This is a genomic window from Myroides sp. WP-1, assembly GCF_014145635.1.
Taxonomy (GTDB): Bacteria; Bacteroidota; Bacteroidia; order Flavobacteriales; family Flavobacteriaceae; genus Flavobacterium.
In genome coordinates, this window is the sequence record NZ_JACHTC010000028.1 from 1 (window position 1) to 23,779 (window position 23,779).

General features: G+C 36.5%; 23 protein-coding genes. 4 read left to right on the forward strand and 19 right to left on the reverse strand.

What is annotated here, in order from left to right:
* The first annotated feature begins 1,045 nt into the window (after nucleotides 1-1,045).
* Nucleotides 1,046-2,350, forward strand: a complete 1,305-nt coding sequence (locus H4K33_RS15625; protein ID WP_182650669.1) for a DUF2235 domain-containing protein — start codon at nucleotides 1,046-1,048, stop codon at nucleotides 2,348-2,350.
* Nucleotides 2,351-2,399: 49 nt separating this feature from the next.
* On the opposite strand, the gene H4K33_RS15630 is transcribed toward H4K33_RS15625, so the two are convergent.
* The 12 genes from H4K33_RS15630 to H4K33_RS15685 all read right to left on the reverse strand — a co-directional run bounded on the left by H4K33_RS15630 (nucleotide 2,400) and on the right by H4K33_RS15685 (nucleotide 15,448).
* Complete coding sequence (locus H4K33_RS15630) at nucleotides 2,400-3,671, reverse strand: adenylosuccinate synthase (protein ID WP_182650671.1); 1,272 nt, start codon at nucleotides 3,669-3,671, stop codon at nucleotides 2,400-2,402.
* A 35-nt stretch (nucleotides 3,672-3,706) separates the two neighbouring features.
* A complete protein-coding gene (locus H4K33_RS15635) occupies nucleotides 3,707-4,165 on the reverse strand; it encodes a Fur family transcriptional regulator (RefSeq protein ID WP_182650673.1) in 459 nt (152 codons plus the stop codon).
* A 101-nt stretch (nucleotides 4,166-4,266) separates the two neighbouring features.
* On the reverse strand, nucleotides 4,267-6,483 hold the full coding sequence (locus H4K33_RS15640; protein WP_182650723.1) for a bifunctional (p)ppGpp synthetase/guanosine-3',5'-bis(diphosphate) 3'-pyrophosphohydrolase: 2,217 nt from the start codon (nucleotides 6,481-6,483) through the stop codon (nucleotides 4,267-4,269).
* A gap of 157 nt (nucleotides 6,484-6,640) precedes the next feature.
* On the reverse strand, nucleotides 6,641-7,273 hold the full coding sequence (locus H4K33_RS15645; protein ID WP_182650675.1) for a hypothetical protein: 633 nt from the start codon (nucleotides 7,271-7,273) through the stop codon (nucleotides 6,641-6,643).
* A 172-nt stretch (nucleotides 7,274-7,445) separates the two neighbouring features.
* A complete protein-coding gene (locus tag H4K33_RS15650; protein WP_182650677.1) occupies nucleotides 7,446-8,171 on the reverse strand; it encodes an SDR family oxidoreductase in 726 nt (241 codons plus the stop codon).
* 92 nt (nucleotides 8,172-8,263) lie between these two features.
* Nucleotides 8,264-9,061, reverse strand: a complete 798-nt coding sequence (locus tag H4K33_RS15655) for an RNA methyltransferase (RefSeq protein ID WP_182650680.1) — start codon at nucleotides 9,059-9,061, stop codon at nucleotides 8,264-8,266.
* Between the two features lie 3 nt (nucleotides 9,062-9,064).
* Nucleotides 9,065-10,384 (reverse strand): DUF58 domain-containing protein, encoded by a 1,320-nt coding sequence (locus H4K33_RS15660; RefSeq protein ID WP_182650725.1) that lies wholly within the window; start codon nucleotides 10,382-10,384, stop codon nucleotides 9,065-9,067.
* 12 nt (nucleotides 10,385-10,396) lie between these two features.
* The gene (locus H4K33_RS15665; protein WP_255493788.1) at nucleotides 10,397-11,497 is read right to left on the reverse strand and encodes a MoxR family ATPase; all 1,101 of its coding nucleotides are present in this window, start codon (nucleotides 11,495-11,497) and stop codon (nucleotides 10,397-10,399) included.
* A gap of 6 nt (nucleotides 11,498-11,503) precedes the next feature.
* Nucleotides 11,504-12,715 carry a DUF4350 domain-containing protein gene (locus H4K33_RS15670; RefSeq protein WP_182650681.1) on the reverse strand — a complete coding sequence of 404 codons (1,212 nt, stop codon included), beginning with the start codon at nucleotides 12,713-12,715 and terminating at the stop codon, nucleotides 11,504-11,506.
* Complete coding sequence (locus H4K33_RS15675) at nucleotides 12,712-13,536, reverse strand: DUF4129 domain-containing protein (RefSeq protein ID WP_182650683.1); 825 nt, start codon at nucleotides 13,534-13,536, stop codon at nucleotides 12,712-12,714. The genes H4K33_RS15670 and H4K33_RS15675 overlap by 4 nt, the downstream gene beginning before the upstream one ends.
* Nucleotides 13,529-14,473, reverse strand: a complete 945-nt coding sequence (locus tag H4K33_RS15680; RefSeq protein ID WP_182650685.1) for a hypothetical protein — start codon at nucleotides 14,471-14,473, stop codon at nucleotides 13,529-13,531. Before H4K33_RS15680 ends, H4K33_RS15675 begins: the two co-directional genes overlap by 8 nt.
* Nucleotides 14,474-14,482: 9 nt before the next feature.
* Nucleotides 14,483-15,448 carry a stage II sporulation protein M gene (locus tag H4K33_RS15685; RefSeq protein ID WP_182650687.1) on the reverse strand — a complete coding sequence of 322 codons (966 nt, stop codon included), beginning with the start codon at nucleotides 15,446-15,448 and terminating at the stop codon, nucleotides 14,483-14,485.
* A gap of 25 nt (nucleotides 15,449-15,473) precedes the next feature.
* Between H4K33_RS15685 and H4K33_RS15690 the strand changes: the two genes are divergently transcribed.
* Nucleotides 15,474-16,217 carry an RDD family protein gene (locus H4K33_RS15690; RefSeq protein WP_182650689.1) on the forward strand — a complete coding sequence of 248 codons (744 nt, stop codon included), beginning with the start codon at nucleotides 15,474-15,476 and terminating at the stop codon, nucleotides 16,215-16,217.
* 12 nt (nucleotides 16,218-16,229) lie between these two features.
* The gene (locus tag H4K33_RS15695) at nucleotides 16,230-16,847 is read left to right on the forward strand and encodes a trimeric intracellular cation channel family protein (RefSeq protein ID WP_182650691.1); all 618 of its coding nucleotides are present in this window, start codon (nucleotides 16,230-16,232) and stop codon (nucleotides 16,845-16,847) included.
* Between the two features lie 36 nt (nucleotides 16,848-16,883).
* Here the strand turns inward: H4K33_RS15695 and H4K33_RS15700 are convergent, their stop codons facing one another.
* Genes H4K33_RS15700 through H4K33_RS15715 form a run of 4 tightly spaced genes read right to left on the reverse strand, consistent with a single transcriptional unit; the run spans nucleotide 16,884 to nucleotide 19,295 of the window.
* A complete protein-coding gene (locus tag H4K33_RS15700) occupies nucleotides 16,884-17,420 on the reverse strand; it encodes a mechanosensitive ion channel family protein (RefSeq protein ID WP_182650693.1) in 537 nt (178 codons plus the stop codon).
* Nucleotides 17,421-17,426: 6 nt separating this feature from the next.
* Nucleotides 17,427-18,011 (reverse strand): Maf family nucleotide pyrophosphatase, encoded by a 585-nt coding sequence (locus tag H4K33_RS15705; protein ID WP_182650694.1) that lies wholly within the window; start codon nucleotides 18,009-18,011, stop codon nucleotides 17,427-17,429.
* Between the two features lie 10 nt (nucleotides 18,012-18,021).
* Entirely contained in the window at nucleotides 18,022-18,549 is a 528-nt protein-coding gene (locus H4K33_RS15710; protein ID WP_182650696.1) for an HAD family hydrolase, read from the reverse strand.
* On the reverse strand, nucleotides 18,549-19,295 hold the full coding sequence (locus H4K33_RS15715; protein ID WP_182650698.1) for a Rossmann-like and DUF2520 domain-containing protein: 747 nt from the start codon (nucleotides 19,293-19,295) through the stop codon (nucleotides 18,549-18,551). Before H4K33_RS15715 ends, H4K33_RS15710 begins: the two co-directional genes overlap by 1 nt.
* A 57-nt stretch (nucleotides 19,296-19,352) precedes the next feature.
* Here H4K33_RS15715 and H4K33_RS15720 point away from each other — a divergent pair, with 57 nt between their 5' ends.
* Nucleotides 19,353-19,721: a group III truncated hemoglobin gene (locus H4K33_RS15720; RefSeq protein WP_182650701.1), complete on the forward strand. Its 369-nt coding sequence runs from the start codon at nucleotides 19,353-19,355 to the stop codon at nucleotides 19,719-19,721.
* Nucleotides 19,722-19,892: 171 nt separating this feature from the next.
* On the opposite strand, the gene H4K33_RS15725 is transcribed toward H4K33_RS15720, so the two are convergent.
* From H4K33_RS15725 to H4K33_RS15735, 3 genes are all read right to left on the reverse strand, one after another.
* Complete coding sequence (locus H4K33_RS15725; protein ID WP_182650703.1) at nucleotides 19,893-20,309, reverse strand: DUF1456 family protein; 417 nt, start codon at nucleotides 20,307-20,309, stop codon at nucleotides 19,893-19,895.
* Between the two features lie 10 nt (nucleotides 20,310-20,319).
* On the reverse strand, nucleotides 20,320-22,305 hold the full coding sequence (gene uvrB / locus H4K33_RS15730; protein ID WP_182650705.1) for an excinuclease ABC subunit UvrB: 1,986 nt from the start codon (nucleotides 22,303-22,305) through the stop codon (nucleotides 20,320-20,322).
* Nucleotides 22,306-22,394: 89 nt separating this feature from the next.
* Nucleotides 22,395-23,612 carry an OmpA family protein gene (locus H4K33_RS15735; RefSeq protein WP_182650707.1) on the reverse strand — a complete coding sequence of 406 codons (1,218 nt, stop codon included), beginning with the start codon at nucleotides 23,610-23,612 and terminating at the stop codon, nucleotides 22,395-22,397.
* Nucleotides 23,613-23,779: the final 167 nt, after the last annotated feature.

A 23,779-nucleotide genomic window follows, 5' to 3' on the forward strand; every position in this document is an offset into this window, starting at 1 on the left:
GTTGAGGTGTTGTTTGTTGAGGTGTTGTTTGTTGAGGTGTTGTTTGTTGAGGTGTTGTTTGTTGAGGTGTTGTTTGTTGAGGTGTTGTTTGTTGAGGTGTTGTTTGTTGAGGTGTTGTTTGTTGAGGCGTTGAGATGTTGAGGTGTTGAGGTGTTGAGATTTGTTTAAAGGAAACAGTTTCTGATTTTTAGAAAAAACTTCGGATTCCTCCTAACTGATCACAGATCACTTTTTTTTGACTGAAATAACTCTTGGTATGAAATTTGTTCTTGTACACCATAGGTATGCTAAGGAAGAGCAAAAGTAAAAAAGACTTAATTTTGTTCTATTTTATCCACTTTCGCCTAGAAAGAAATGAATTTCGTGTGAATTTTAGCAGAGACTAGAAACACGAAAAGCAAGTTGGAAATCCCCAACAGTATGATATAATAAGAACTTAGATACCCAAACAAATTACAAGCGGTTTGTTTTCAATACTACAGTCTTTAATTCCCTACTAACAAGTGATTAAAGAAGTTATCCTAAACTGTTTTTGTTGTCTTTACGGGCGTTATTGTCTAATAATCGTTTGATCTATACTTGTGTTATAGTAGCTCAGACGAAAGAAGACAATAGGAATCTAACAGTTGTTTTGGGATTGTCTTCAATAGAGGAGGAGAGTGAAAAACAAGAGGGTGTATTCCATCCCAGTGATTCCTTTACTCCCGTGTTTCGTTTACCATATTTTTATTTGATGGATGTATGCTGAAGCTAATTGCATGTAAAAATAGGAGAGAGAAAGAGCAATCGAATGAAGGTGCACCTCAAAAGTAAGATTCTCTTTAAATCAACTCTTAAATTTAGTACTGCTTTTTCGATTCGTGCGTATGTGTCTATCCTAAATCTACAACCAATCTTTTTTTTCGAATACCTAAGATAATTGGGCTCTCGCTGATTTCTTCTCTACTTAGTGTAGGTGAATTAAAAAATGATGGTTAGATTTTATGTAAGCCTACGACTATATGACCTATTGCCTCAACTTAATCAAAAGTTTAATTTATTAATTATGAAAGCAATACAAGCGAATACAAAGAGGATTGCCGTATTTTTTGACGGTACAGGAAACAACAAAACGAACTCAGGAGATGATCCTGCCAAATTCGGAAACAGAACTAATATAGCGAAGTTGTTTGACGCTTGTCAGGTCAGCGATCGTTTGTATGTTGAAGGTGTGGGAACACTCGATAATAAAGAAGATTCTTCTTTTGCCAAAGCTACAGGAAACAATCCTATAGGATATTCTGGTTACTCGTATACGGATAAACTCAACAAGGGAATGAGTTATTTCAAAGAGTTGAGACAGAATAATCCTGGTGTGACGTTGGAATTTCTAATTTTTGGTTTTAGTCGTGGGGCTACCTTAGCACGTGATTTTGCCAAAAGAGTTTTAGCTGATTCTCAGGTTAAGATTGCCTATCTTGGTATTATGGATACGGTTGTTTCCCTTTTGACTGTAAATGTGTCAATTCACTTTACCAATAGTGAGTTGAATCGAATAGATCAGATTTTACATCTGTGTGCCATCAATGAATGTCGTTACTATTTTCCTTTGACGAGTATTCTGAGTGCGGAAGATTTAAGTGCTTTCGTGACTCTCGAAAATCACTATACGGAAAAAGTAAAAGAAATTTATGTTCCTGGTGCACATGCAGACCTTGGTGGAGGGTATGTCTCCGATGTGGAAAATGTATATCTAAATGAAATTAGAGCTGAGGAAGTGTATCTGGCTAATAGTTTATCCATTATTAAAACAACGGCAAAAGACAACTTATCGTGCTCTATCTTTCAACCTATTTGGGAGTCACTCATGGGGTCGAATGTATCCATTAAACCGTATACAACATTGTTTAACTTGGTTTCTGAACGCCAGCGTGTAAGAATAGAACTGGCTTTTACTTACTTGGAAACAATGGTGACTATTGTTAATACGTATTTTAATTCAACAATATTTACGTATCAATCCTATGTTCAAGATGAACATCTTTTGCAGCTTCGCAATGATATAGTTCATTATGTTAGTTCCAATGTACCACTTAAAGGGCCTTGCTATAATTATAGCGTTCTAACTGATTTTACCCATATTTCAGCCAATTTTGGCAAAGAAGGAACGGGAGTTAATAATTGGTTGAATGCTTTTGATCCTGATGAGTTGGCAGTTGAAATACAAAGTATTAAAAATGCCAATCCAACACTTACTGAGGAGGTGTATGATGTAAATTATATCTGCACTGCTTTGGGATTGCCTTCACTGTTTGTTAATGCACCTGCTAACGGACAGTGGTTTAGAGAAGTTCATTATGGCGGATCTTAATACAAGGGAATAAAAAAAATCCCACTTCTTATGGAAGTGGGATTTTGTATTATTTTACAATAGTTTGTTTTCTATCAGGACCAACAGAAACAACTTTTACAGGAATTTCAAGGTAGTTTTCAATGAATTGAATGTACTCTTTTAATTCGATTGGCAGTTGTTCGTAAGAAGTCATACCTGTTAAATCAGCGTTCCAACCTTTGATATCTTCGTAGATAGGTTCTACGTTTTCAGGTTCGATATTGTAAGGAAGATAGTTAATTACTTCGCCTTTATACGTGTATTTTGTACAAACTTTTAATGTCTCAAAACCAGATAAAACGTCTGCTTTCATCATGTAAAGTTCAGTAACACCATTCACTTCAACAGCGTATTTTAATGCAACTAAGTCTAACCATCCACATCTTCTTGCACGGCCGGTTACAGAACCGAATTCGCGTCCTACAGAAGCCATAGTAGCACCTACTTCGTCGTGTAACTCAGTAGGGAAGGGGCCACTTCCAACGCGTGTTGTATACGCTTTGAAAATACCAAATACTTCTTTTACGCGGTTAGGAGCAATACCTAAACCAGTACAAGCACCTGCAGCTGTTGTGTTAGATGAAGTAACGAAAGGATAAGTACCAAAATCAATATCCAATAAAGATCCTTGAGCTCCTTCTGCTAAGATTGTTTTTCCTTCTTTTAATGCGCGATTTAAATATTCTTCGCTATCGATGAACGTTAATTGTTTTAGTTCTTTTACCGCTTGGAAGAATTCTTCTTCTAATTCAGGTAAGTTATATTGCATATCCACATCGTGGAATTGAATCATCGATTCATGTTTATCCGCTAATGCGCGATATCTTTGTTCGAAATCCTCTAACTCAATATCCCCAACACGAAGGCCGTTTCTACCTGTCTTATCCATATAAGTTGGACCAATTCCCTTTAATGTAGAGCCGATTTTTGCTTTTCCTTTAGCCGCTTCAGAAGCAGCATCAAGTAAACGGTGCGTAGGAAGAATTAAATGCGCTTTTCTCGAGATCAATAAACGATTGACAAAATCAATGTTGAATTGTGATAAACCTTCAATTTCTTTCATAAATACAACAGGGTCAATTACTACACCGTTTCCGATGATGTTGATTGCCTCTTGATGAAAAATACCAGAAGGAATTGTGCGTAGCACGTGTTTTATCCCGTCAAATTCTAATGTGTGTCCAGCATTTGGTCCACCTTGAAAGCGTGCAATAATGTCGTATTTTGAAGTAAGGACATCCACGATTTTTCCTTTACCTTCATCACCCCACTGCAAGCCAAGTAGTAAATCTACTGCCATTCTTTTGTGTTGTTAAAGTTTTAAATTAGTTGTGTTTAGGATTCAGATTCTTCTTCATTCGATTTTCTAACTCCGTAGAAATAAAGAGAATGATTGTGAATCTCAATATTAAAAATATCTTCTATTGTTTTTTTAATTGTCTGAATACGAGGGTCACAGAATTCAATTACTTCACCTGTATCGGTTAAGATAATATGATCGTGTTGTTTGTCAAAATACGACTTCTCGTAATGCGCTTGGTTTTGTCCAAATTGGTGTCTTCGAACTAAACCACATTCTAATAGAATTTCAATAGTATTGTACAGCGTAGCTCTACTTACTCGATAGTTTTTATTTTTCATTTTGATATACAAAGACTCGATATCAAAGTGTTCTTCACTATCGTAAATTTCTTGTAAAATAGCGTATCGCTCAGGCGTTTTTCGGTGCCCTCTTTCTTCTAAAAATTTAGTGAATACGTTTTTTACTATTTCTTGATTATTCTCGCTTCCCATAACTAAATACTAAAATGCAAATATAGTTGTATTTTCTCTTGTGAGAAAATTAATTGATTGATTATGTTTTTATATTTTAAAAGTAGGTGAAAGAACGGTGCTTAATTTGTATTGACACGCGTTACTTTATCTACTCCTTCAATTTTCTTGATATTGGTGATCATCTTTTTCAAGATGTCGTTATTTGGTACAATTACGGTGATTGAACCTTTAAAGAGACCGGCGTTTTCACTCAAGGCAATACTTCTAATATTTACGGCTTTACTTTCCATGATAATCTTGGTAATTTCCGTTGTCAAACCAGCAGAATCTAAACCGGTAATATTAATAGTTGCTTCAAAGTTTAACGAAGAAGAAGACGCTATCCAACTGGCTTGCATAATGCGGTAGGCGTAATTTGAACGCATACTAATAGCATTTGGACAGTCAGTTTTGTGCACTTTTATTCCTTCATTAATGGTAACAAAACCAAAGACATCGTCTCCTGGTATCGGATTACAACAAGTTGCTAGTTTGTAATCGAGCTTCTCTTTGTCTTTTCCAAATACCAATAAGTCCAAAGCGCTTTTGTCTTCTGTTTCCTGATGTGTTGGAGTAGAAGGGGTACGCTTGATGCTCTTCTTGAAGAAGTTAAACAGGGTGTTGTTTCGTTTAGAGGCGTATTCTTTGAGCTGACCATTGTCAATGATCCCTGCACCTACACGGTAAAACAAATCTTGACTTGTTTTGAGCTTGAAATGGTTGACCATTTCGTTTACGGTATTCTCGTCTAGGTTTATTTTTAAGTGTTTGAGTTTGCGCTGCAATTGTTCTTTTCCTTCATCGGCAATTTTCTTGGTATTTTCGTTTAGGGAACTTTTAATCTTATTACGCGCTCTACTTGTGGTTACATAATCTAGCCAGTTAACATTGGGTTTTTTGTTTTCTGAGGTGATAATTTCTACTTGATCTCCACTTGATAGAATGTGATTAAGTGGAACTAATCGACCGTTTACACGTGTTCCTCTTGTTTTTAACCCGATTTCAGAGTGAATAGCAAAAGCAAAATCTAGCGCTGTTGCACCTTTTGGGAGGGATTTGATCTCTCCTTTAGGAGTAAAGACATAGATTTCCTTGGCGTAAAGACTCAATTTGAAGTCTTCAACAAAATCAACGGCATTGGTTTCGGCATTTTCTAACGCTTCTTTGAGTTGATTAAGCCAAAGGTCTAAGCTGTTCTCTTCTGTTACACCTTGTTTGTATTTGTAGTGAGCCGCGTAACCTTGTTCTGCAATTTCGTCCATGCGTTCACTGCGGATCTGAATTTCTACCCAGCGTCCTTTAGGTCCCATTACAGTAATGTGCAACGCTTCATAACCTGTTGATTTAGGAGATGAGATCCAGTCTCTTAAACGACTAGGGCTAGGGCGAAAGTGATCTGTAACGATAGAATAAATCTTCCAAGCGACGAATTTCTCTTCGTGTGGAGTAGATTTATAAATAATGCGCAGGGCAAATTTGTCGTATACTTCATCAAAGGTAACGTTTTGTGCCTTCATTTTACGGCGAATGCTGTAAATAGATTTAGGACGTCCTTTCATGGAGTAATCGATGTGTTCTTCATCTAAAGATTCTCGAAGAATGTCGGAAACAGATTTGATATACGCTTCTTGTTCTTCTTTCGTTTCCTTCATTTTGTTGACGATGTCTTGATACACTTCTGGTTCGGTGTATTTCAATCCAAGGTCTTCGAGCTTGGTTTTAATGTTGAACAAACCCAAACGATGGGCGAGTGGTGCATAGATATACAGCGTTTCTGAGGCGATCTTAGCCTGTTTGTAATCTACCATACTCTCCATGGTTTGCATGTTGTGCAAGCGATCGGCAATTTTGATCAAGATTACGCGTACATCGTCGTTGAGTGTCAACAACATCTTGCGGTAATTCTCTGCCTGCATCGAAATATGTGAGTCGGGCTCTAACATTGCCATTTTGGTTAACCCCTCAACAATTTTTGCAATCTTGGGATTAAACCATTCCTCGATCTGTTCAACTGTAATGGCAGTATCTTCAACAACATCGTGCATTAAGGCTGCTGCGATGGAAGTAGCACCTAATCCGATTTCAGAAGCGACAATTTTTGCTACAGCAATAGGGTGGAAGATATAAGCTTCTCCCGATTTTCTGCGTTGATCTTTATGGGCTTCCACAGCCACATCAAACGCCTTGCGTATTAATTTTTTATCAGCATCCGATAAAGTTTGATAACTGATCTTCAGTAACTCTTTATATTCTTTTGCTATTGCCTTATTTTCTAATTCAATTTCTGCTTCTGTCATACTACTATTCATCAATAACGTTAGATTAAAGTTATGAAAAAATGCCATTATATGCAAGTAGGGGTGTATTCAAATACACCCCTACTGTTGACTTTTTTACATTATGTTTGGTTGCGGTTTTAATACGCTGTAACTGTTTTACTTGACTTTTTTAAGCTTAGAAAACAAAGAACACTCCTCCGTTAATTTGGATGTTACTTCCTGGCCCTCCACTTAGATTCTTTTTACCTAAAACTTCTAAATTTAGTCCAAAACGATTAATAACCATGTCGTGGTTATATTGGCCTCTTCTGAAAAGTTTTGTGTCAGATAACCAAATATTTAATCCTCCTCCAAGGTTAAGCATCGCTTTGTCATCTTTGTTAAAGTGTGTATAGCCCAATCCACCCTCTACGTAAGGATCTACAACGGGAATGTTTAATAATCCTCCTAAACTGTAAACCATCGTTGCGTCTACTGCAAATACACTAAATTTATCTTTTGCCACTTTTCCATTGACAATATCCTCTGCTTTTACTTCACTCGATACAACACCTAATTTAAAACTAATGTTGTGACCTGCGTAGTACTCCAACGATAATTTAGGAAGAGAAGCTGCTTTCAATTCGTCAAAATTAGTGACATCATCCCAATCAAAATTATTGTTGATCATACTCATTTGAAGATTTACCTTCCAAGGATAATTGTAGTGAAGACGCTGATCGTAGTTGTATTGCGCCATTGCAACATTGGTAAAAGTAAGGAGTATAGTAAGGATGAATAATTGAAATAATGAGTTGCTTCTTTTCATAATCGCTTAGTCTATTTTTAGTTTAAATGTTAAGGAAAAATTAATAAAAATCAAATATAAATAAAAAATGTATTCTACAAAGCGAGATTAACATTTTAATTCTCTTAACTAAAAACGTCAGGTTTGAGGTGTTATTGTTAGTGTCTGCGTAAATTTAACTCGCAAGTGCGTTTTAGGAATCTTGTTTGGTGTCAGAAATTAACAATTCTCTTATGAGTACTGCTTGCGGAAGTTCATAGGTGAATTTGATGGTTTTAGCCACATCAGCTGCGGTAATATTAACCGCACCAACAGATTGCTTCCAGCTTTCGTAATTGGCGATAATCTCGGGTGTAGTAGTATGGCTTAATAATTCGGTTTCAACTGCTCCTGGTTCTACAACTATAACGCGTACATTGTGTGGACTTAACTCCAAACGGGCGGTTTGTGTAACACCGCGCACCGCGTATTTACTAGCACAATAAGCAGCATGATTGCCAAAAGGCATAACCCCAGCCATAGAGGAGATATTGATAATGGTTCCGTGTTGTCTTGCCTTCATGTCATTCATTACAATTTGCATTCCGTTCATGACTCCTAGGACATTGACATCGAGCATTTTTTTCCATTCTGCTGTATCTTGAATAGCCAGATCACCCAATAACATAATTCCTGCGTTATTGATCAGTAAGTCTGTTTGTCCATATAGCGATTCTGCTTCTCGTACTGCTTTTTCAAAGGCTTGTTTATCGGTAACATCTACCTTTCTACAAAGTGTATTAGGAAGGTTTAGTGCTTCCATTTTTTCAATTCTACGCGCTAATAAAAGCAAAGGATATCCTTCTTGTGCGAATGCTTTCGCTAATTCTACACCAAAACCAGAGCTAGCCCCAGTAATAACAATTAAATTCTTTTTCATAATCATGTGTTTTACCTGCAAGTTACGCAATAAAAGGCACGAATAAAAGAATACTTTTTTACTCCGGTATGTAGAATAGTAATGGACGGTTTTTATACGAAATTGCGCTGTCTCTTTGCTTCAAATAGCAAGATAGAGGCCGCCACTGATACATTCATTGAATCAATGACACCACTCATTGGGATAATGATATTTTGCGTACTGCTTTCACGCCAAGCTTCTGTTAGTCCTGTCGATTCGGTTCCGACAACAAAAGCAGTAGCTGTGGTATAGTCTTGGGTATGATAACTGCAAGAGTTTTGTAAGGTAGCCGCGTACGTGTTGATGCGATGTTGTTTCAAGAAGGCAATAACTTCTTCTGTTGTTGCTACAGCAATTTGATTGGTAAACAAACATCCGACACTCGATCGTATGATGTTGGGGTTGTATAGATCGGTTCTAGGGTTGGCTATGATCACAGCGTCAATATGAGCAGCGTCGGCTGTGCGCAACATGGCACCAATATTTCCTGGTTTTTCTGTAGCTTCCGCAACGAGAATTATAGGATTATCAGGTAAGTGGAGCTGGTCCAAAGTATGTGTTTTGACTTTCGCTAGTGCAAGTACCCCTTCTGTTGAATCGCGATAGGCTAGCTTTTGGTATACCTCTTTAGAAATTTCAATGCACTGCGTTTCTCTTGTCAAAAAAGGACGCACGTTGTCAAAATCAAGAATCTCTGGACAAAATAGCAAGGTGTCCAATTGATAGTTTCCGACATGTGCTAATTCAATTTCGCGTACGCCTTCAATGATAAAAAGTCCTTCTTTTTTTCGATTTCTCGCTTTTTCTTGTAGTTGAAGAATAGATTTTATCAGAGGGTTTTGAACGCTTTCTATTTTTTTTGTAATCATAGTTTAGAAACCTTTTGCTTTGATTTTTAGGTACATATTAATCGTGTCAATCGATAAATTTTGAGGCGTGGTCAAGATACTTTGAATACCGTATTTAGTCAATTCACTAGCGATTAATCGCTTTTCAAAGTTAAATTTTTCTGCAATAATTTTGTCTATAATGTCGTCTGTATTTTTTACGGGTTTTTGTGTGAGTTGTTTCAACTCTGTATTTTCAAAAAATACAACGACTAAAACGTGACTTTTAGCTATTGCTCTAAGGTAGGGGAGCTGTCTGTTTAAACTCGAAATCGATTCGAAATTGGTATAGAGCAGCAATAAACTCCTATGTGTAATATGTTTTTTAATAGCACTGTATAAATGGCCGAAATCACTCTCGCTAAAGTCTGTTTTTAGGTTGTACAAGTTGCTGATAATCTGTTGGAGATGGGTTCGCTTATTTGAAGCAGCAATGGTATTTTCTACTTTTTTAGAAAAAGTCAACATACCCACGCGGTCATTCTTTTTCAATACAACATTGGATATGGCTAAGGTCGAATTGATTGCGTAATCTAGCAAGGTCATTCCTTCAAATGGCATTTGCATTAAACGCCCCTTATCGATAATGGAATAAACGGTTTCTGTATTCTCATCGAGAAATTGATTGACCATTAGTTCGTTTTTCTTTGCGGTCGCCTTCCAGTTGATGTTGCGAATATCGTCGCCAGAAACGTACTCTTTGATTTGTTCAAACTCGGTTGTATTGCCAATTTTGCGAATCTTTTTTAATCCAAAGGCATATTTGTTTTTAGCAAAGGCAATTAAGTCGTATTTTCTCATTTGTATAAATGAGGGGTAGCAAGCAAGCATTTGTCCATCAGAAAAAATATAGCGTTTAGCAATTAATCGCAAAGGTGAACTCACATAGATATTCAGCTTTCCGAAATGGTATTCTCCTCTTGTTTTGGGAATGAGATTATACGTTAAATCGATTTCTTCTTCTGAAGCTAATTGCTGTTGGATACAAAAATCTCTTTGTTGAAATTGAAAGGGAATTTCGTCAATTATCTCGCAATTTACACCAAAGGAATACTTATTTTGAAGTTTAATCTTAATGCTGTTTTCATCGCCATTAGACAGTTTTTCGGGTAAATAACGTTGCGCTATTAATTTGTCTTTTCCTCTAAATACGGCTGCTATATCGGTTAAGATCAGAATGAATCCCACACCAACGATTCCCCATGTAATTGAGTACAAGATGGGGAACAAAAAAGAGAGGATAAACAGTACAATAATGATACTGCATCCATAATACACGCGTTGGAGTAAGAAAAGGTTTTTCATCATTGTCCTCTTTTATCTCGGAATATCGATTGCTTCCACAATTTGTTGAATAATATCATGCGCTGTAACTCCTTCCATTTCGCGTTCAGGCGCTACAATCACGCGGTGAATTAACACGGGATAAGCAGCTTCTTTAATGTCTTCTGGTGTAACAAAATCGCGATTGTTAATTGCTGCATATCCTTTTGCTGCATTTAAAATAGCAAGAGATGCGCGAGGAGAAGCTCCCAAGTACAGTAAAGGATTGGTACGTGTATGGTGTACAATCTTGGCAATGTATTCCATTACGTTGTCTTCTACAACGATTTGCTTCACTAACTTTTGGAAAGCAATGATTTCACTAGGGGTAATTACGCGTTCAATTTGCGCTGTTTTGGGTTGATCCACAAGAGCGTGTTCTTTGGCCAAAATATTGATTTCCTCTTCTAAATTGGGATATTCTACTTCAATTTTAAACAAGAAACGGTCTAGTTGAGCTTCTGGTAAACGATAAGTTCCTTCTTGTTCAATTGGGTTTTGGGTAGCAATTACTAAGAAAGGTTGGTCCATTTTGAATTGTAAGTTGTCAATGGTGATTTGTCTTTCTTCCATTACCTCAAATAGAGCAGCCTGTGTTTTGGCTGGAGCACGATTAATTTCGTCAATAAGAACTAAATTGGCGAAAATAGGTCCTTTCTTAAAATCGAAAGCAGAAGTTTGCATATTGAAAACCGATGTTCCCAAGATATCAGAAGGCATGAGGTCTGGTGTAAATTGAATTCGACTATACGTTGTGTCAATTGTTTGTGCCAATACTTTAGCCGTTAGCGTTTTAGCTACACCAGGTACACCTTCTAACAAAATATGCCCATTGGCCAGTAAGGCAACTAGTAGGCGGTCTATGGTTTTGTGTTGTCCAACAATTACTTTAGCAATCTCGTGTTTTATGGCTGCTATTTTTTCAGCTAGTGGACCTAGATCTAAACGCGATTCAAAAGCCAATGCTTCAGCATTTTGTTGAACTTCCGTTTGTCTCGTTTCGTCTTGTTTAGTTTCGTCTTGTCTAGTCTCTGCTGTTTGTTCCGGTGTTGGATTGAGCGTTGGCTCTGTGCTGTTATCTTGAATATTTTCCATTGTATTTTAGTCTACTATTTTTTCGGTTAATCGATTCAATTGAACAAGATCTGCTTCTGTAGCTGGATGTTGCTGTTGTCTAAATTGGTTGACAAATTGAACATAAGCTAAGATATCTTGTTGGTTTTTATTGCTCTTTAAGTGATAATAATGAACAAAATTCTCGTCTAAATTAGTTGTTTCGATGTAGTATTTTCGCCTTATTTTTTCTAAGGTATAAATAATACTCTTGTGCATTAAATCGCTGTAATCTTTGGATTGAATATACAAGTTAGCGACAGTTTTGGTAAACTGTATCGTTGTATTTTTTACAGGTTTAATGATGGGAATAATGCGCTGTCTTCGTTTAGCCGTAAATAGCGTAAACACAAGAAGGGTTAGCAAGAAGAAGTACCAAGCCCATCTGAGCGCTGTATTGGCGAAAATAAAGCGCAAAAGAGATCTACTCTCTTGCTTTTGGCTGGCTTCTTGCCCATATAGATAGGTTTTCTGATTGGGTAAATAAGAAAATAAACCTTCAGCATACAAGTGATTATTACTGCTCAACAAGTAATAATTCGTCAATATAATAGGGTCTAAGCCCAATAGAAGTTCTCCTTTTCCCTGTCGGACGCGAACGAGGTTGACTTGCTTGATCGTGTCTTGAATAGTCTTATACCCAAGAATGTCAATGTTGTTTTTTAAACTATCAACGATCATAAATTCATTGGAATAGTCTACATTGCGAACAGTGAATTTTTGCTTCGTTAGTTGCTCATTGGTTAGTTCGAGTATGGTATTAGCTTGGCTATCTGCTCGAACGGAGGAATAGATATAGTCCTCTTCTAATCCGAATACTTCTAGGAACATGTTGTTGAAACTTCCTTGTAAGATGATGGCCGTGTTGCCTTCTTCTACATACGCTTTGAGGTAGTCTGCAGTATATTCATCTAAATCACCAGATCGATCTGCAAGAATGATTAAGTTACTCGGATGAAGTGTGTCATATAATTGATCCGAAAGAAAGTCGTAGATAGAGGAGTCAAATCGCAAGAGAGAATCTTGACCAAGGAGTCGTTGAACCTCTTGATCAAAGATATATAAACCATAAGGGTTCTTATCTCGGTTGCTATATGATTCATACCAGTGAATAGGTTTTTTCTTGCCACTCTCATAGAGAAAAACACAGGTAACTAAAACCACTAAGGCAAGGCCAAACTTTTTTAAGGAGCTGTTCATGGTTTATAGGGTTTTAATTTTGTGTCAAATGACTTTTTAGCTTTGAAATAATCGGCTTCCGTAATTTCATGTTCTCCATACCAGATGTTGTTATAGAGATAAGAAAGATAAGTGAACATTTCTCTTTCATTGCTTTCTTGAAGTTCATAGCTATAATCGGCATTGGTTTTTTCGGGTGCCCAGGTAATTTTGCTTTCTTCTTGTAGGCGTTGCAGCAACCACAAGTAGTATAGGCGTATGGCCAAACGATAGTTTTTATTTGAGGTAGATTCAGCAATAAGGGCATCAAAATTGGTGGTACGGAAATCTTCTGTTGAGAGATCTTCGAATGCATTGATTTTCTTGGCATTTTTCTTCACTAGCCAATACATATCTTTTTGAATAAAAGCTTTTACCAGGTAAAAAATCACCACCCCTAACAGGGCAAAACCTAAGATACGCAAAATCACAACGTAATAATAGTTGCTTAGTTCTTCTCCAGCCTTACGGGCAAAATTGCGATTAAACCACTCTATGAATGCTTGTTTGATTTGGTCCCAAGCGCTTACTTTAGAATCCGTTTTTTCATAGATAAAATCTTCTTTTCCCTTGTATTGTTGCTTGAAATTTTCTCGAAATTTCTTGTTGTATACCGTTCCTTGTTTGTCGTGTAAGCGATACAGCGAATCAGCGGGCACTACGGACGATGTAGTTGATTGTATACGGGCTTCTTCTGTGGTTGGGCAATCTACACAATCGTTGGGGTCTTCTTGTTCCTGTGCGTGAACAACAGAAACAAAAAGACACAACAACAGGGAAAGTAAAGAGAAATATCTACTCATTATTTGAACCAATACTGTCGATTTTACGTTTAGTGAAGAAATTTTCTTCTTTTTCTCTTTCGCTATAAAAGATAATACCTTGATTAATAAACATGATGTTTTGTGAAAGTGTTCCCAAGAGAATATACACAAAATAAAGTAAAACAATCCCCCAAGTAACAAGAGCGATCATAGCAGGATCTTCTAGATTTTGAGGATCAAAGAGCATACCTCCTCCTAAAACAAGCATCTGAATGATGAAGGAAGGAATAAAAGTAATCATGGTTGTAATAAGATAGAAAATAAACGTATTTCCTATAATAGACCAATAGTTATAACGCACGTATTTAATGGCATTTCCATAAGCAGTAAAGAACCCTACATTTCGAGTTAAGTACTCAAAAAAGGCTAGAGTTAAAACACTGTATACAGTAGGGATCATTAAAATAAGAATGGGAATACCTATCAGTAAAAAAGCCAAGAGCATGGAAACATAAGCCATGATCATGATTAAAGGGAAGAAGATAAACGTCGTTCCTAAAAAGAACACGATAATTTGACCTAGTTTTCCCATAATTTGCTTTCCGATTTTTGATTGATCTACTTCTTGATTAGAAGAGGCAAGGTTGTGCATGTAAAAAATCGGATAGGAATAGCAAATAATTCCCATAACGAGTCCGATAAGTACTAACCCAAGAATCATTAGAAGAGCAGTACCCCAGTGTTCGGTAAAAAGTTGTTCAATCACGCGATCAGGTGCACCGCTATATGCACTTGCAGAAACAGCAGAAGAAACGCCTAGATCAGCGAGGATGTAAATTAAGATTAAAATAAGGAATAAAGGAATTCCACACAATTTTAAAAAGTGTTTGAAATAGTTCTTACCTTCTAATTTTAGAAAAGTAAAAGTATCGCTAATTTGCGTACTAAAATCGCGTTTTTGAAAGAGTGAAAACATAGCAATTGTTTATATTAGATTTAGTTTTTTTGATAGGCGTTTAGGGTAAATAAAGAAGTAGAAAAAGATCAGACTAAAAGTGCTTAGAATGATGGCATAATTTAATACATCGGGCATTTCTTTGGCGTGTCGAGTAATAAAACCTTCAATAAAACCGGCTAAAATAGTAAAAGGTATTGTGGCAATGAAGATGGTTAAGGCATCTTTAAATCCGATTTTCAACGCATTCATACGCGAGAGTGTCTTAGGAAACAACATACTAGCCCCCAATACAAGTCCGGCAAAAGCTTCTACGACCATTGCGGTGATTTCTAAGGCACCGTGTAACCATATTCCTCTAACACTGTCCATAAAAGCATTTTCATTGACGAAAAAATACTGAAAAGTACCTAGCATAACGCTGTTGTACAAAAGGAAAAGCAAAGTTCCCAGTCCAGCAGTAAGTCCAAACAAGAAGAAACGCAAGCCAACATATAGATTATTTGCTGTAATACCAATAAAACTTCCCCACGTGCTTCCCGATTTGTAAATAGCCATTGCATCCTCATTTTTGATGTTGGTAAGCGTTTGGTTAACATAGGAGTCTCCAAGGATATTTCGTGTAAAATCTGGATCGTAATGTGTTGATATAACTCCAATTCCAACGAAAACAACAAAGACCAAAAGGGTGAAGTTCAACTTTCGTTTATGGCGATATACGGTCAAGGGAACATCAAAGAGAAAGAAGCGTTTAATTCTACTTTCTTCAATTCGTTTTGTTTTATATATTTTTTGGTAAGTTTGTATCGCCAAACTGTTTAAATATTGTGTAATTTTACTCTTTGGATAAAAAGTCTTGGCATATGCTAAATCGTTCATGATTTGCATATACAATTCGGCAAGATAGTCAGGTTTTTGCGTTTGCGAAGAATAGAGTGCCTTCTCATAAGAAAGCCAGAGTTCTTTGTTTTTTTTAATGAACGCAACTTCTCTCATTCGGTGATTGGTTAAAAATATAATTATGGCTAAATTAACAATAAATACAACACAAAACATAGAAATTGATTTTAAAGCTGCATCTGTTGGAGAACGAATGCTTGCTTTTATCTTGGATATGATCTTTAAAGTTCTGTATTTAATTGTGTTCTATTACCTTGATTCTCTGTTTAAACTGTCCAATTATTTTACAGGAGACGTTTGGTCTTTTAATGCGTATTGGATCATTGTTTCTATTCCCGTTATTTTTTACAGCTTCTTTTTTGAAACTTTGTTGCAAGGGGTAACGCCAGGAAAGAAGATTTTGGGGATTAAGGTTATTAAGATTGATGGCTATCAAGCTACTGTGCTCGACTATTTTGTACGTTGGATCCTTCGTGTACTCGATATTGTTGTATCCAATGGAGTAGTGGCTGTTTTTAGCGTTATTTTTACAACTAGAAGCCAGCGTTTGGGAGATATTTTTGCAGGTACAACCGTGATTAGTACGAATAATAGAATACACCTTTCTACAACGATCTTTCAAGAAGTAGAGCAGGAGTATCAACCATTGCTTCCCCAAGTAATTCGCTTGTCTGATGCGGATATTGGTGTGGTTAAAGAGATTTATCTCAAGTATAAGAGCAACAAAGATTTTTCATTGATCAAAGCTTTAGCACGCAAATTGGAATCGGAGTTGGGTGTTGATAAAAGAAAGTTAGAGATGAGTAATCAAGAATTTGTAGAATTAGTACTGAAAGACTACAGTCATTGTACAAGTAAAGAATAATAGTTTTTTTTCATGTTAAGTTTTTTTGAGATTTTAGATTTGCTCGGAACAGTAGCTTTTGCTATTTCCGGAGCATTAGCGGGGCGCGAACGTAAGTTAGATTTGTTTGGTATGGTTATTTTGGCGTTTGCAACTGCTGTTGGTGGTGGGACGATACGCGATATGATGATTGGTATTACACCTGTTTTTTGGTTGACAGATCTAAACTATTTTTACGCGACCTTTTTAGGCGTTTTTCTGGCCTTAGTATTTTATAAACGCTTTACCATTTTGCGTTATTCGCTGTTTTTATTCGATACAATTGGAATAGCAGTATTTACTTTAATTGGTATTGCTAAGGGAATGTCTGTGGGTTTACATCCTGTTTTTTGCATTGCTTTAGGAACAATTACCGCTTGTTTTGGTGGAGTAATCCGAGATATATTGGCGAATCAGATTCCCATTATTTTTAAAAAGGAAATTTATGCTACGGCGTGTATTTTTGGTGGATGTGTATTTTACTTCTTGAGTCACTATCACGTCAACCAGGAAATTGTGTATTTAACAACGGCAGGAAGTGTTATTATCCTTCGCTTATTAGCTGTGCGTTACAAATGGAGCTTACCTTTTGCACATGAAAGTAAGGAATAAAAAAAACGGTTTGTAAGATCTTACAAACCGTTTTTTTTATTCTTGAAGTGTATTTTTTTCGTGTGTTTCAAAGTGATCAGGATTGAGGATCACAATTCCCTTTTGTAGAATAAGGTTGTTGGGATAGGAGATTTGCTCTCCGTCTTTGGTTACCAATAAAATATAAAAGGCTTTGATATCTACAATTCTCGCTTCCGTTGGGAAGTCTTTGTCTTGAATGCGGATAATATCTCCAATGCGAAAAGGAAAGGAGAAGAATAGCAAAATTCCCGCGGTAATATTACTCAATAAAGACCATTGTGCAAACATGGCAACGCCAATAACCGTGAATACGGATGTTAAGGTCAATAGCACGTTGTCTTTTTCAACTCCCCAAATGGTGAAGATAATAATGAATAACAATACTAATAGAAGTAGGTTAAACAGTCGAATAACGACAGCCTCTCTACCTTCCTTCATCTCTGATTTCTTGGAAAAAGAATGAATGATACTCGTTACAATTTTTCTCGAGATCAGGTAAATAAGTATGGCTGTTGCCGTGATTATAGCTTTTAATAAATATCCTTCAGGCATATTTTTTTATTTGATAAACTGTATTAATTCTTCCATTAATTCGGTTGTGGGTAAACCTACAATATTGGTGTAGGATCCGTTGATTCGCTCAATTCCCACGAGTCCGATCCACTCTTGAATTCCATAAGCCCCCGCTTTGTCATAGGGTTTATAGGTATCGATGTAGTATTCGATTTGGGCTTTGGTCAAGTGCTTAAAGTAAACTTGAGTAACTGCGTGAAAGCAGTGCTCTTTGCGGATGCTTTTGAGGCATATCGAAGTGATTACTTCATGCATTTTACCTGATAAACGTTCTAGCATATCGATAGCTTCCTGTCTATCTTGTGGCTTGCCTAAAGACTCTCCTTCACTCCACACCGTTGTATCGCTAGTAATCAGAATTTCCTTGTCAACAGACAATTCAATTGCAGAGGCTTTTAGTTTGGCGATGTAATCTGTGATTTGCTCTCTTTGAAGTTCCATAGGATATACTTCGTCAATGTCAGATGCACGCACAACAAAAGTTAATCCTAAATCGGTTAAAAACTGTTTGCGTCTAGGAGAGTTTGATCCTAAAACTAAGGTGTAGTTATTTAATACTTGATAGGGCATAGGGTTGAGGTTAATCATATTTGGCATCAAAATGTTGAAACCATTTTTGTTGTGTTTTCATCACTTGTTCTATAACTTCTCTAACAGCACCTTCTCCGCCATTTTTGTGTGAAATGTATTTCGAAATACGCTTAATTTCTGGAGAAGCATCTTGTGGTGCAGTAGGAAGGCCCACCTTTTGCATCACGTGATAATCTGGAATATCGTCTCCCATATAAAGAATCTCATCTGCTTGAAGGTTGTGGTCTTCACAGTATTTTTTAAAGATTTCGACTTTGTTGGATACACCTAAAAAGATATCTTTTACTCCAAGGTTACTCAAACGTATTTTTACTCCTTCGTTACTTCCTCCTGAGATGATACATACGCGATATCCGTTTTCTAAAGCTGCTTTGATGGCATAACCATCTCTAATATGCATGATTCGCAGTAAATCTCCGTTGTTGGTCACGTGAACTTTTCCATCTGTTAAGACGCCATCTACATCAAATATGAATGTAGTAATGTCGTTCATGATTTCTTTAAAGTGTTTAGACATTATCTATTTTGTATTGATTTTGTAATGAGTTGATAGATTTCTTTTTTTGTGGGATCTGCTATCATGCTTAGATGCTGATTGATCGTGTTTTGGTCTCCTCTAGAAGCAGGTCCTGTTTGTGCTTCGATTGGAGAGAGTTCCATTATTTTACTTGCGGTTTCTTCAATCAATGGTTTTAGAATATCAAAGGGAACCTGAAATTCTTTACATACTTCCTCTCCTAAAGTGAACATGTGATTGGCAAAATTATTGACGAAAACTGCTGCTAAATGGATGGCTTTTCGCTGTTCTGACGAAATTTTATACACCCGCTCCGAGAAGCTAACCGCCAATTGTTCTAATCGTTGGAAATCGTCAGGATGATTTGCTTCAATACAAAAAGGAATTGAGGCAAAATCGACCTCTTTGTCTTTTGTAAAAGACTGCAACATATACATGACACCACGACGTTCTAATTGAATGGCAGACATGGGAATTGTGCCTGAGGTATGCACAACGAATTGGTTGGGAAGCTTGATTTGCTTTGAAACTTCTTCAATCGCACTATCACTAACCGCAATGATAAAAATATCCGCAGGTTTTAATTGCGCTATATCACTTACAACGATACTTTCAGGAACCAAATCGGTAACCGAATTCGTATTTCTTGCGTATATTTGTTGTAGTTGTAATTGATCACTATCTAATATATTTACAATCAGATGGTGAGCAACTTTTCCCGAACCTAATATTGTTATTGTTACCATAAAGTAAAGATAAAGATTTAATAGGAAAGGGGAGCTGATTTAAAAGAAATTATTAGGATGAAGAAAGATATAGAACACTTAGATGATATTCGATTGTTAGTCAATACGTTTTACGGAAGAGTACAACAAGATGATTTGATTGGTCCAATATTTAACGAACGCTTAGATGGAAAATGGGACTATCATTTGGAAAAAATGTATGCTTTTTGGCAAACGGTTTTGCTAGAAGAACACACGTATAATGGTAGACCTTTTCCTCCTCATGCCAAACTACCTGTCAAACAAGACCACTTTGATCGTTGGAAACAAATTTTTAACTCTACAGTAGACGAATTGTTCGAGGGGAAAATTGCAGAAGAAGCTAAATGGCGCGCAGAACGAATGGCAGCTATGTTTTTAAGTAAGATTGAGTATTTTAATAGGTAGTGTTTGTTTGTTGTTGAGGTGTTGAGGTGTTGAGGTGTTGAGGTGTTGAGGTGTTGAGGTGTTGAGGTGTTGAGAAACAGTTAACTGTCAACCATCGATAAACAAAAAAGCCAACCTACAAAAGATTGACTTTTCTTATATCTGATTATTTCTCTGTCAACGGTCAACGTTTTACTTTTTCTTTCCGTTATTAAACTTTACGTTTCCTAGTGGATTTTTTGGTTTTTCAGTTTTTGTAAATGCCTTTTTAGGTGCTGTTGCTTTTGGTTTATTGCTAAAAGATTTTTGTTCCGTTGGACGGTCTGTTTTTACTTTCTTTACAATATTTTCCTTGTTTTGTTGTAAAACTTCCATTGGATTTTTCGGTTCATCTTTTGTTCCTCTAAGGAAGATAACTAAACCATTTAAGAAATTTCTCAAGATTTGATCCCCACATTCCATGTATTTTGGGTGGTCAACATTTCTAAAGAAATTACCTAATTCTCCTTTAGAAATTCTAAAGTCAACGAGTTCTAGTATCTCTACGATTTGTTCGTCTCTCAGTTGTAAAGCAACTCTTAGTTTCTTTAAAATATCGTTATTTGTCATGTGCGAATACTTATAATTTATCTTTTAATATTTGAATTTCATCTCTTAATTGGGCAGCTAACATAAAATTGAGGTCCATAGCTGCTTTTTCCATTTCTTTTCTTTTGGTGTTTATGAGCTTCTGAATTTCTTCTTTTGATCGGTATTTAACCTGTTCTTCCGCTACTTTTTTCACTTGTTCCACCATTAGCTCATCATAAGAAGGTTTAATTAAGTCATTGTTTATTTTCTTATTTAGACCTTTAGGGGTGATGTTGTGTTGTGTATTATAATTCATCTGTTTACTACGACGATAGGTCGTTTCATCGATGGTTTTTTGCATACTTGCCGTAATCTTGTCTGCATACATGATGGCTTTTCCGTTTACGTTTCTGGCGGCACGTCCCACAGTTTGTGTTAGGGATCTGTGGCTGCGTAAAAAGCCTTCTTTATCAGCATCTAAAATAGCAACGAGCGAAACTTCAGGTAAATCGAGTCCTTCTCTTAGTAAGTTAACACCAATGAGCACATCAAAAAGACCTTTGCGTAGATCTTGCATAATTTCTACCCGTTCAATGGTATCGATATCGGAGTGTACGTATCGACAGCGAACGCCCATTTTAGTAAAATACTTTGCTAGTTCTTCTGCCATACGTTTGGTTAGCGTGGTTACTAGGGTTCTTTCGTCCACATCAACACGTTGTTGTATTTCTTCAATGAGGTCGTCAATTTGATTCTCTGTTGGGCGCACTTCAATAATGGGATCTAGGAGTCCTGTTGGGCGTATTAATTGCTCTACAATGATTCCTTCACTTTTTTGCAATTCGTAATCTGCTGGAGTAGCAGAAACGTAGATAACTTGATTTTGCATTGCCTCAAATTCCTCAAACTTCAACGGACGGTTGTCTAAAGCTGCAGGTAATCTAAATCCATATTCTACTAGATTTTCCTTTCTAGATCGGTCTCCACCGTACATCGCGTGTACTTGTGAGATGGTGACGTGACTCTCATCAACTACCATTAAATAATCGTCAGGAAAGTAATCGAGTAAACAGAAAGGACGTGTGCCGGGTTCTCTACCATCCAAATAGCGGGAGTAGTTTTCGATTCCCGAACAATATCCTAATTCTTTCATCATTTCAAGGTCAAAATTCGTGCGTTCTTCTAAGCGTTTTGCTTCAAGGTGTTTGCCGATCTCTTTGAAATAGGTAGTTTGCTTTTCTAAATCTTGTTGAATCTCCCAAATGGCATTGTTTAATACATCCGGTGAGGTTACAAACATATTAGCGGGGTATATATTTAAGCGGGTGAATTTCTCAATAACTTGAGCGGTTGTTGCGTCAAATACTTCAATGGCCTCGATTTCGTCTCCAAAGAAGTGAATGCGGTAGGGATGATCAGCATAACTCGGAAATACTTCAATCGTATCTCCTTTTATGCGAAAATAACCTGGTAAGAAATCGGCTTCAGTTCTAGCGTATAAACTTTGAACAAGACGGTGTAACAATTGTGTACGACTAATTTCTTGATCAAGTTCAATAGAAATAACATTTTTTTGAAACTCTACGGGGTTTCCGATACCATATAAACACGAAACAGAAGCAACTACTAACACATCGCGACGTCCTGAAAGCAGGGTAGAAGTAGTGCTTAGACGCAATTTTTCTAACTCATCATTGATGGATAGGTCTTTTTCAATGTATTGTCCCGTAACGGGTATGAAAGCTTCGGGTTGGTAGTAGTCGTAATAGGAAACGAAATACTCCACGGCATTGTCAGGAAAAAAGCTTTTGAATTCAGAATACAGCTGCGCAGCCAATGTTTTGTTATGTGCCAAAACAAGGGTAGGTTTCTGAACTTCTTTGATGACATTGGCAACACTAAATGTTTTACCAGATCCTGTAACACCAACTAGAGTTTGATATTTCTGATTGTCTAATATACCACGGGTCAATTGGCTGATGGCTTCAGGTTGATCTCCGGTTGGACTATATTCAGACTTTAAATCAAATTTCATAACTACTTATTTAAATGCAAAGGTACACATTTAAACAAAAAAAAGCACAAGCTTTGGGCTTGTGCTTTATAATATAATTTACAATAAAATTAGTTTACTTTAAACATAACTTTTCTTGCAATGTTTTTAGCTTGTGATCCATCGATACCATTACCTTTAGCAGTAATTTTACCTGCAGGAACTCCAGCTTTAACTAAAATATCTTTAACAGCGTTTGCACGTCTTGCAGATAATTTTTGGTTATAGTCTTTGTTTCCTGTTGAATCAGCATATCCATTAACCTCTAAAGAAGCTGAAGGATTGTTTTTCATGTAAGCTACGATGAAGTTGATACCTTCTACGTTAGTAGGTTGAACTTTATCGAAATCGAAGTAAACACCTACGTAACCTTTGTTGATTAATTCTTTAACCATTGCAGCATCGTCAGCATTCATTTTCTCAGTAGTACCGTATTTCTCAGCGAAGTAAGCTTCGATGTTATCAGCAATACCGTTGTTGTTTTTATCGATATTTCTACCTCTAGAATCAACTAAAGCACCAGCTGGTGTATTAGGCTCTAAATCTAAGTAATCAGCTACTCCGTCGTTGTCTGTATCTACTAACATAGATTCGATTTGATCGATTCTGTTAGCTAATGAATTGATTTCATTTTGAGATTGAGACTCTTCAGAATACCAGTCAGCATGTTGACCTTGTTTTCCTAAATAGATAGAGATACCCATTGTAGCATTGAACATAGTTCCTTGGAATACACTACGGTTTGTTGCAGAAGCACCATCCCAGTTTCTATCTTGTTGTGTATTTTGAATTACAGTAAAGTCAGCGTTTAAAGCTACTCTAGAGTGTAATTTTACTTGACCTGTTAAACCAGCCATTAAGTGACCCATTTTGTCAGATCCAGAGAAATTGTCTCCGTTTAACCAAGAGTATCCTCCCCCTGCGTGAGCTTGTAATCCAAAAGTTTTAGTCCAGTTTTCAAAGTTTAAAATTCTACCTAAGTTTACAACTCCTTCTAAACTTGTTCTGTAGTAATTACTTTTAGCATTTAAATTGCTGTTTGTCCAGTTATCGATTTTATCGTAACCAAAAGAAGCCTTAACACCTATTTTGTTGTTGATGCTATATCTAACACCACCGTCTAAATGTAAGTTTTTGAAAGTCTCAGCAGCATATCCTGAGCTTAATGTTCTTGCTGGCTTAGCAAAACCTGCATTTAAATCAACTGACCACTTATTATATGGCTTGTCTTGAGCATTAGCACAAAGACCTACTGTAAGTGCTAATAAAGATAATGTGATTTTTTTCATAATTTAATTTTTACTTTCACTTGTCAGCTATTATGTTGTAATAGCTATTATTGTTTCGTTTACGAGGCAAATATACTATAAAGTTTTTAAATATACATTTTTTATAAAAAAAATACAATTTTTTCAAAGAATACTGAATTATATAAAATCAATGACAATCCCTTTTG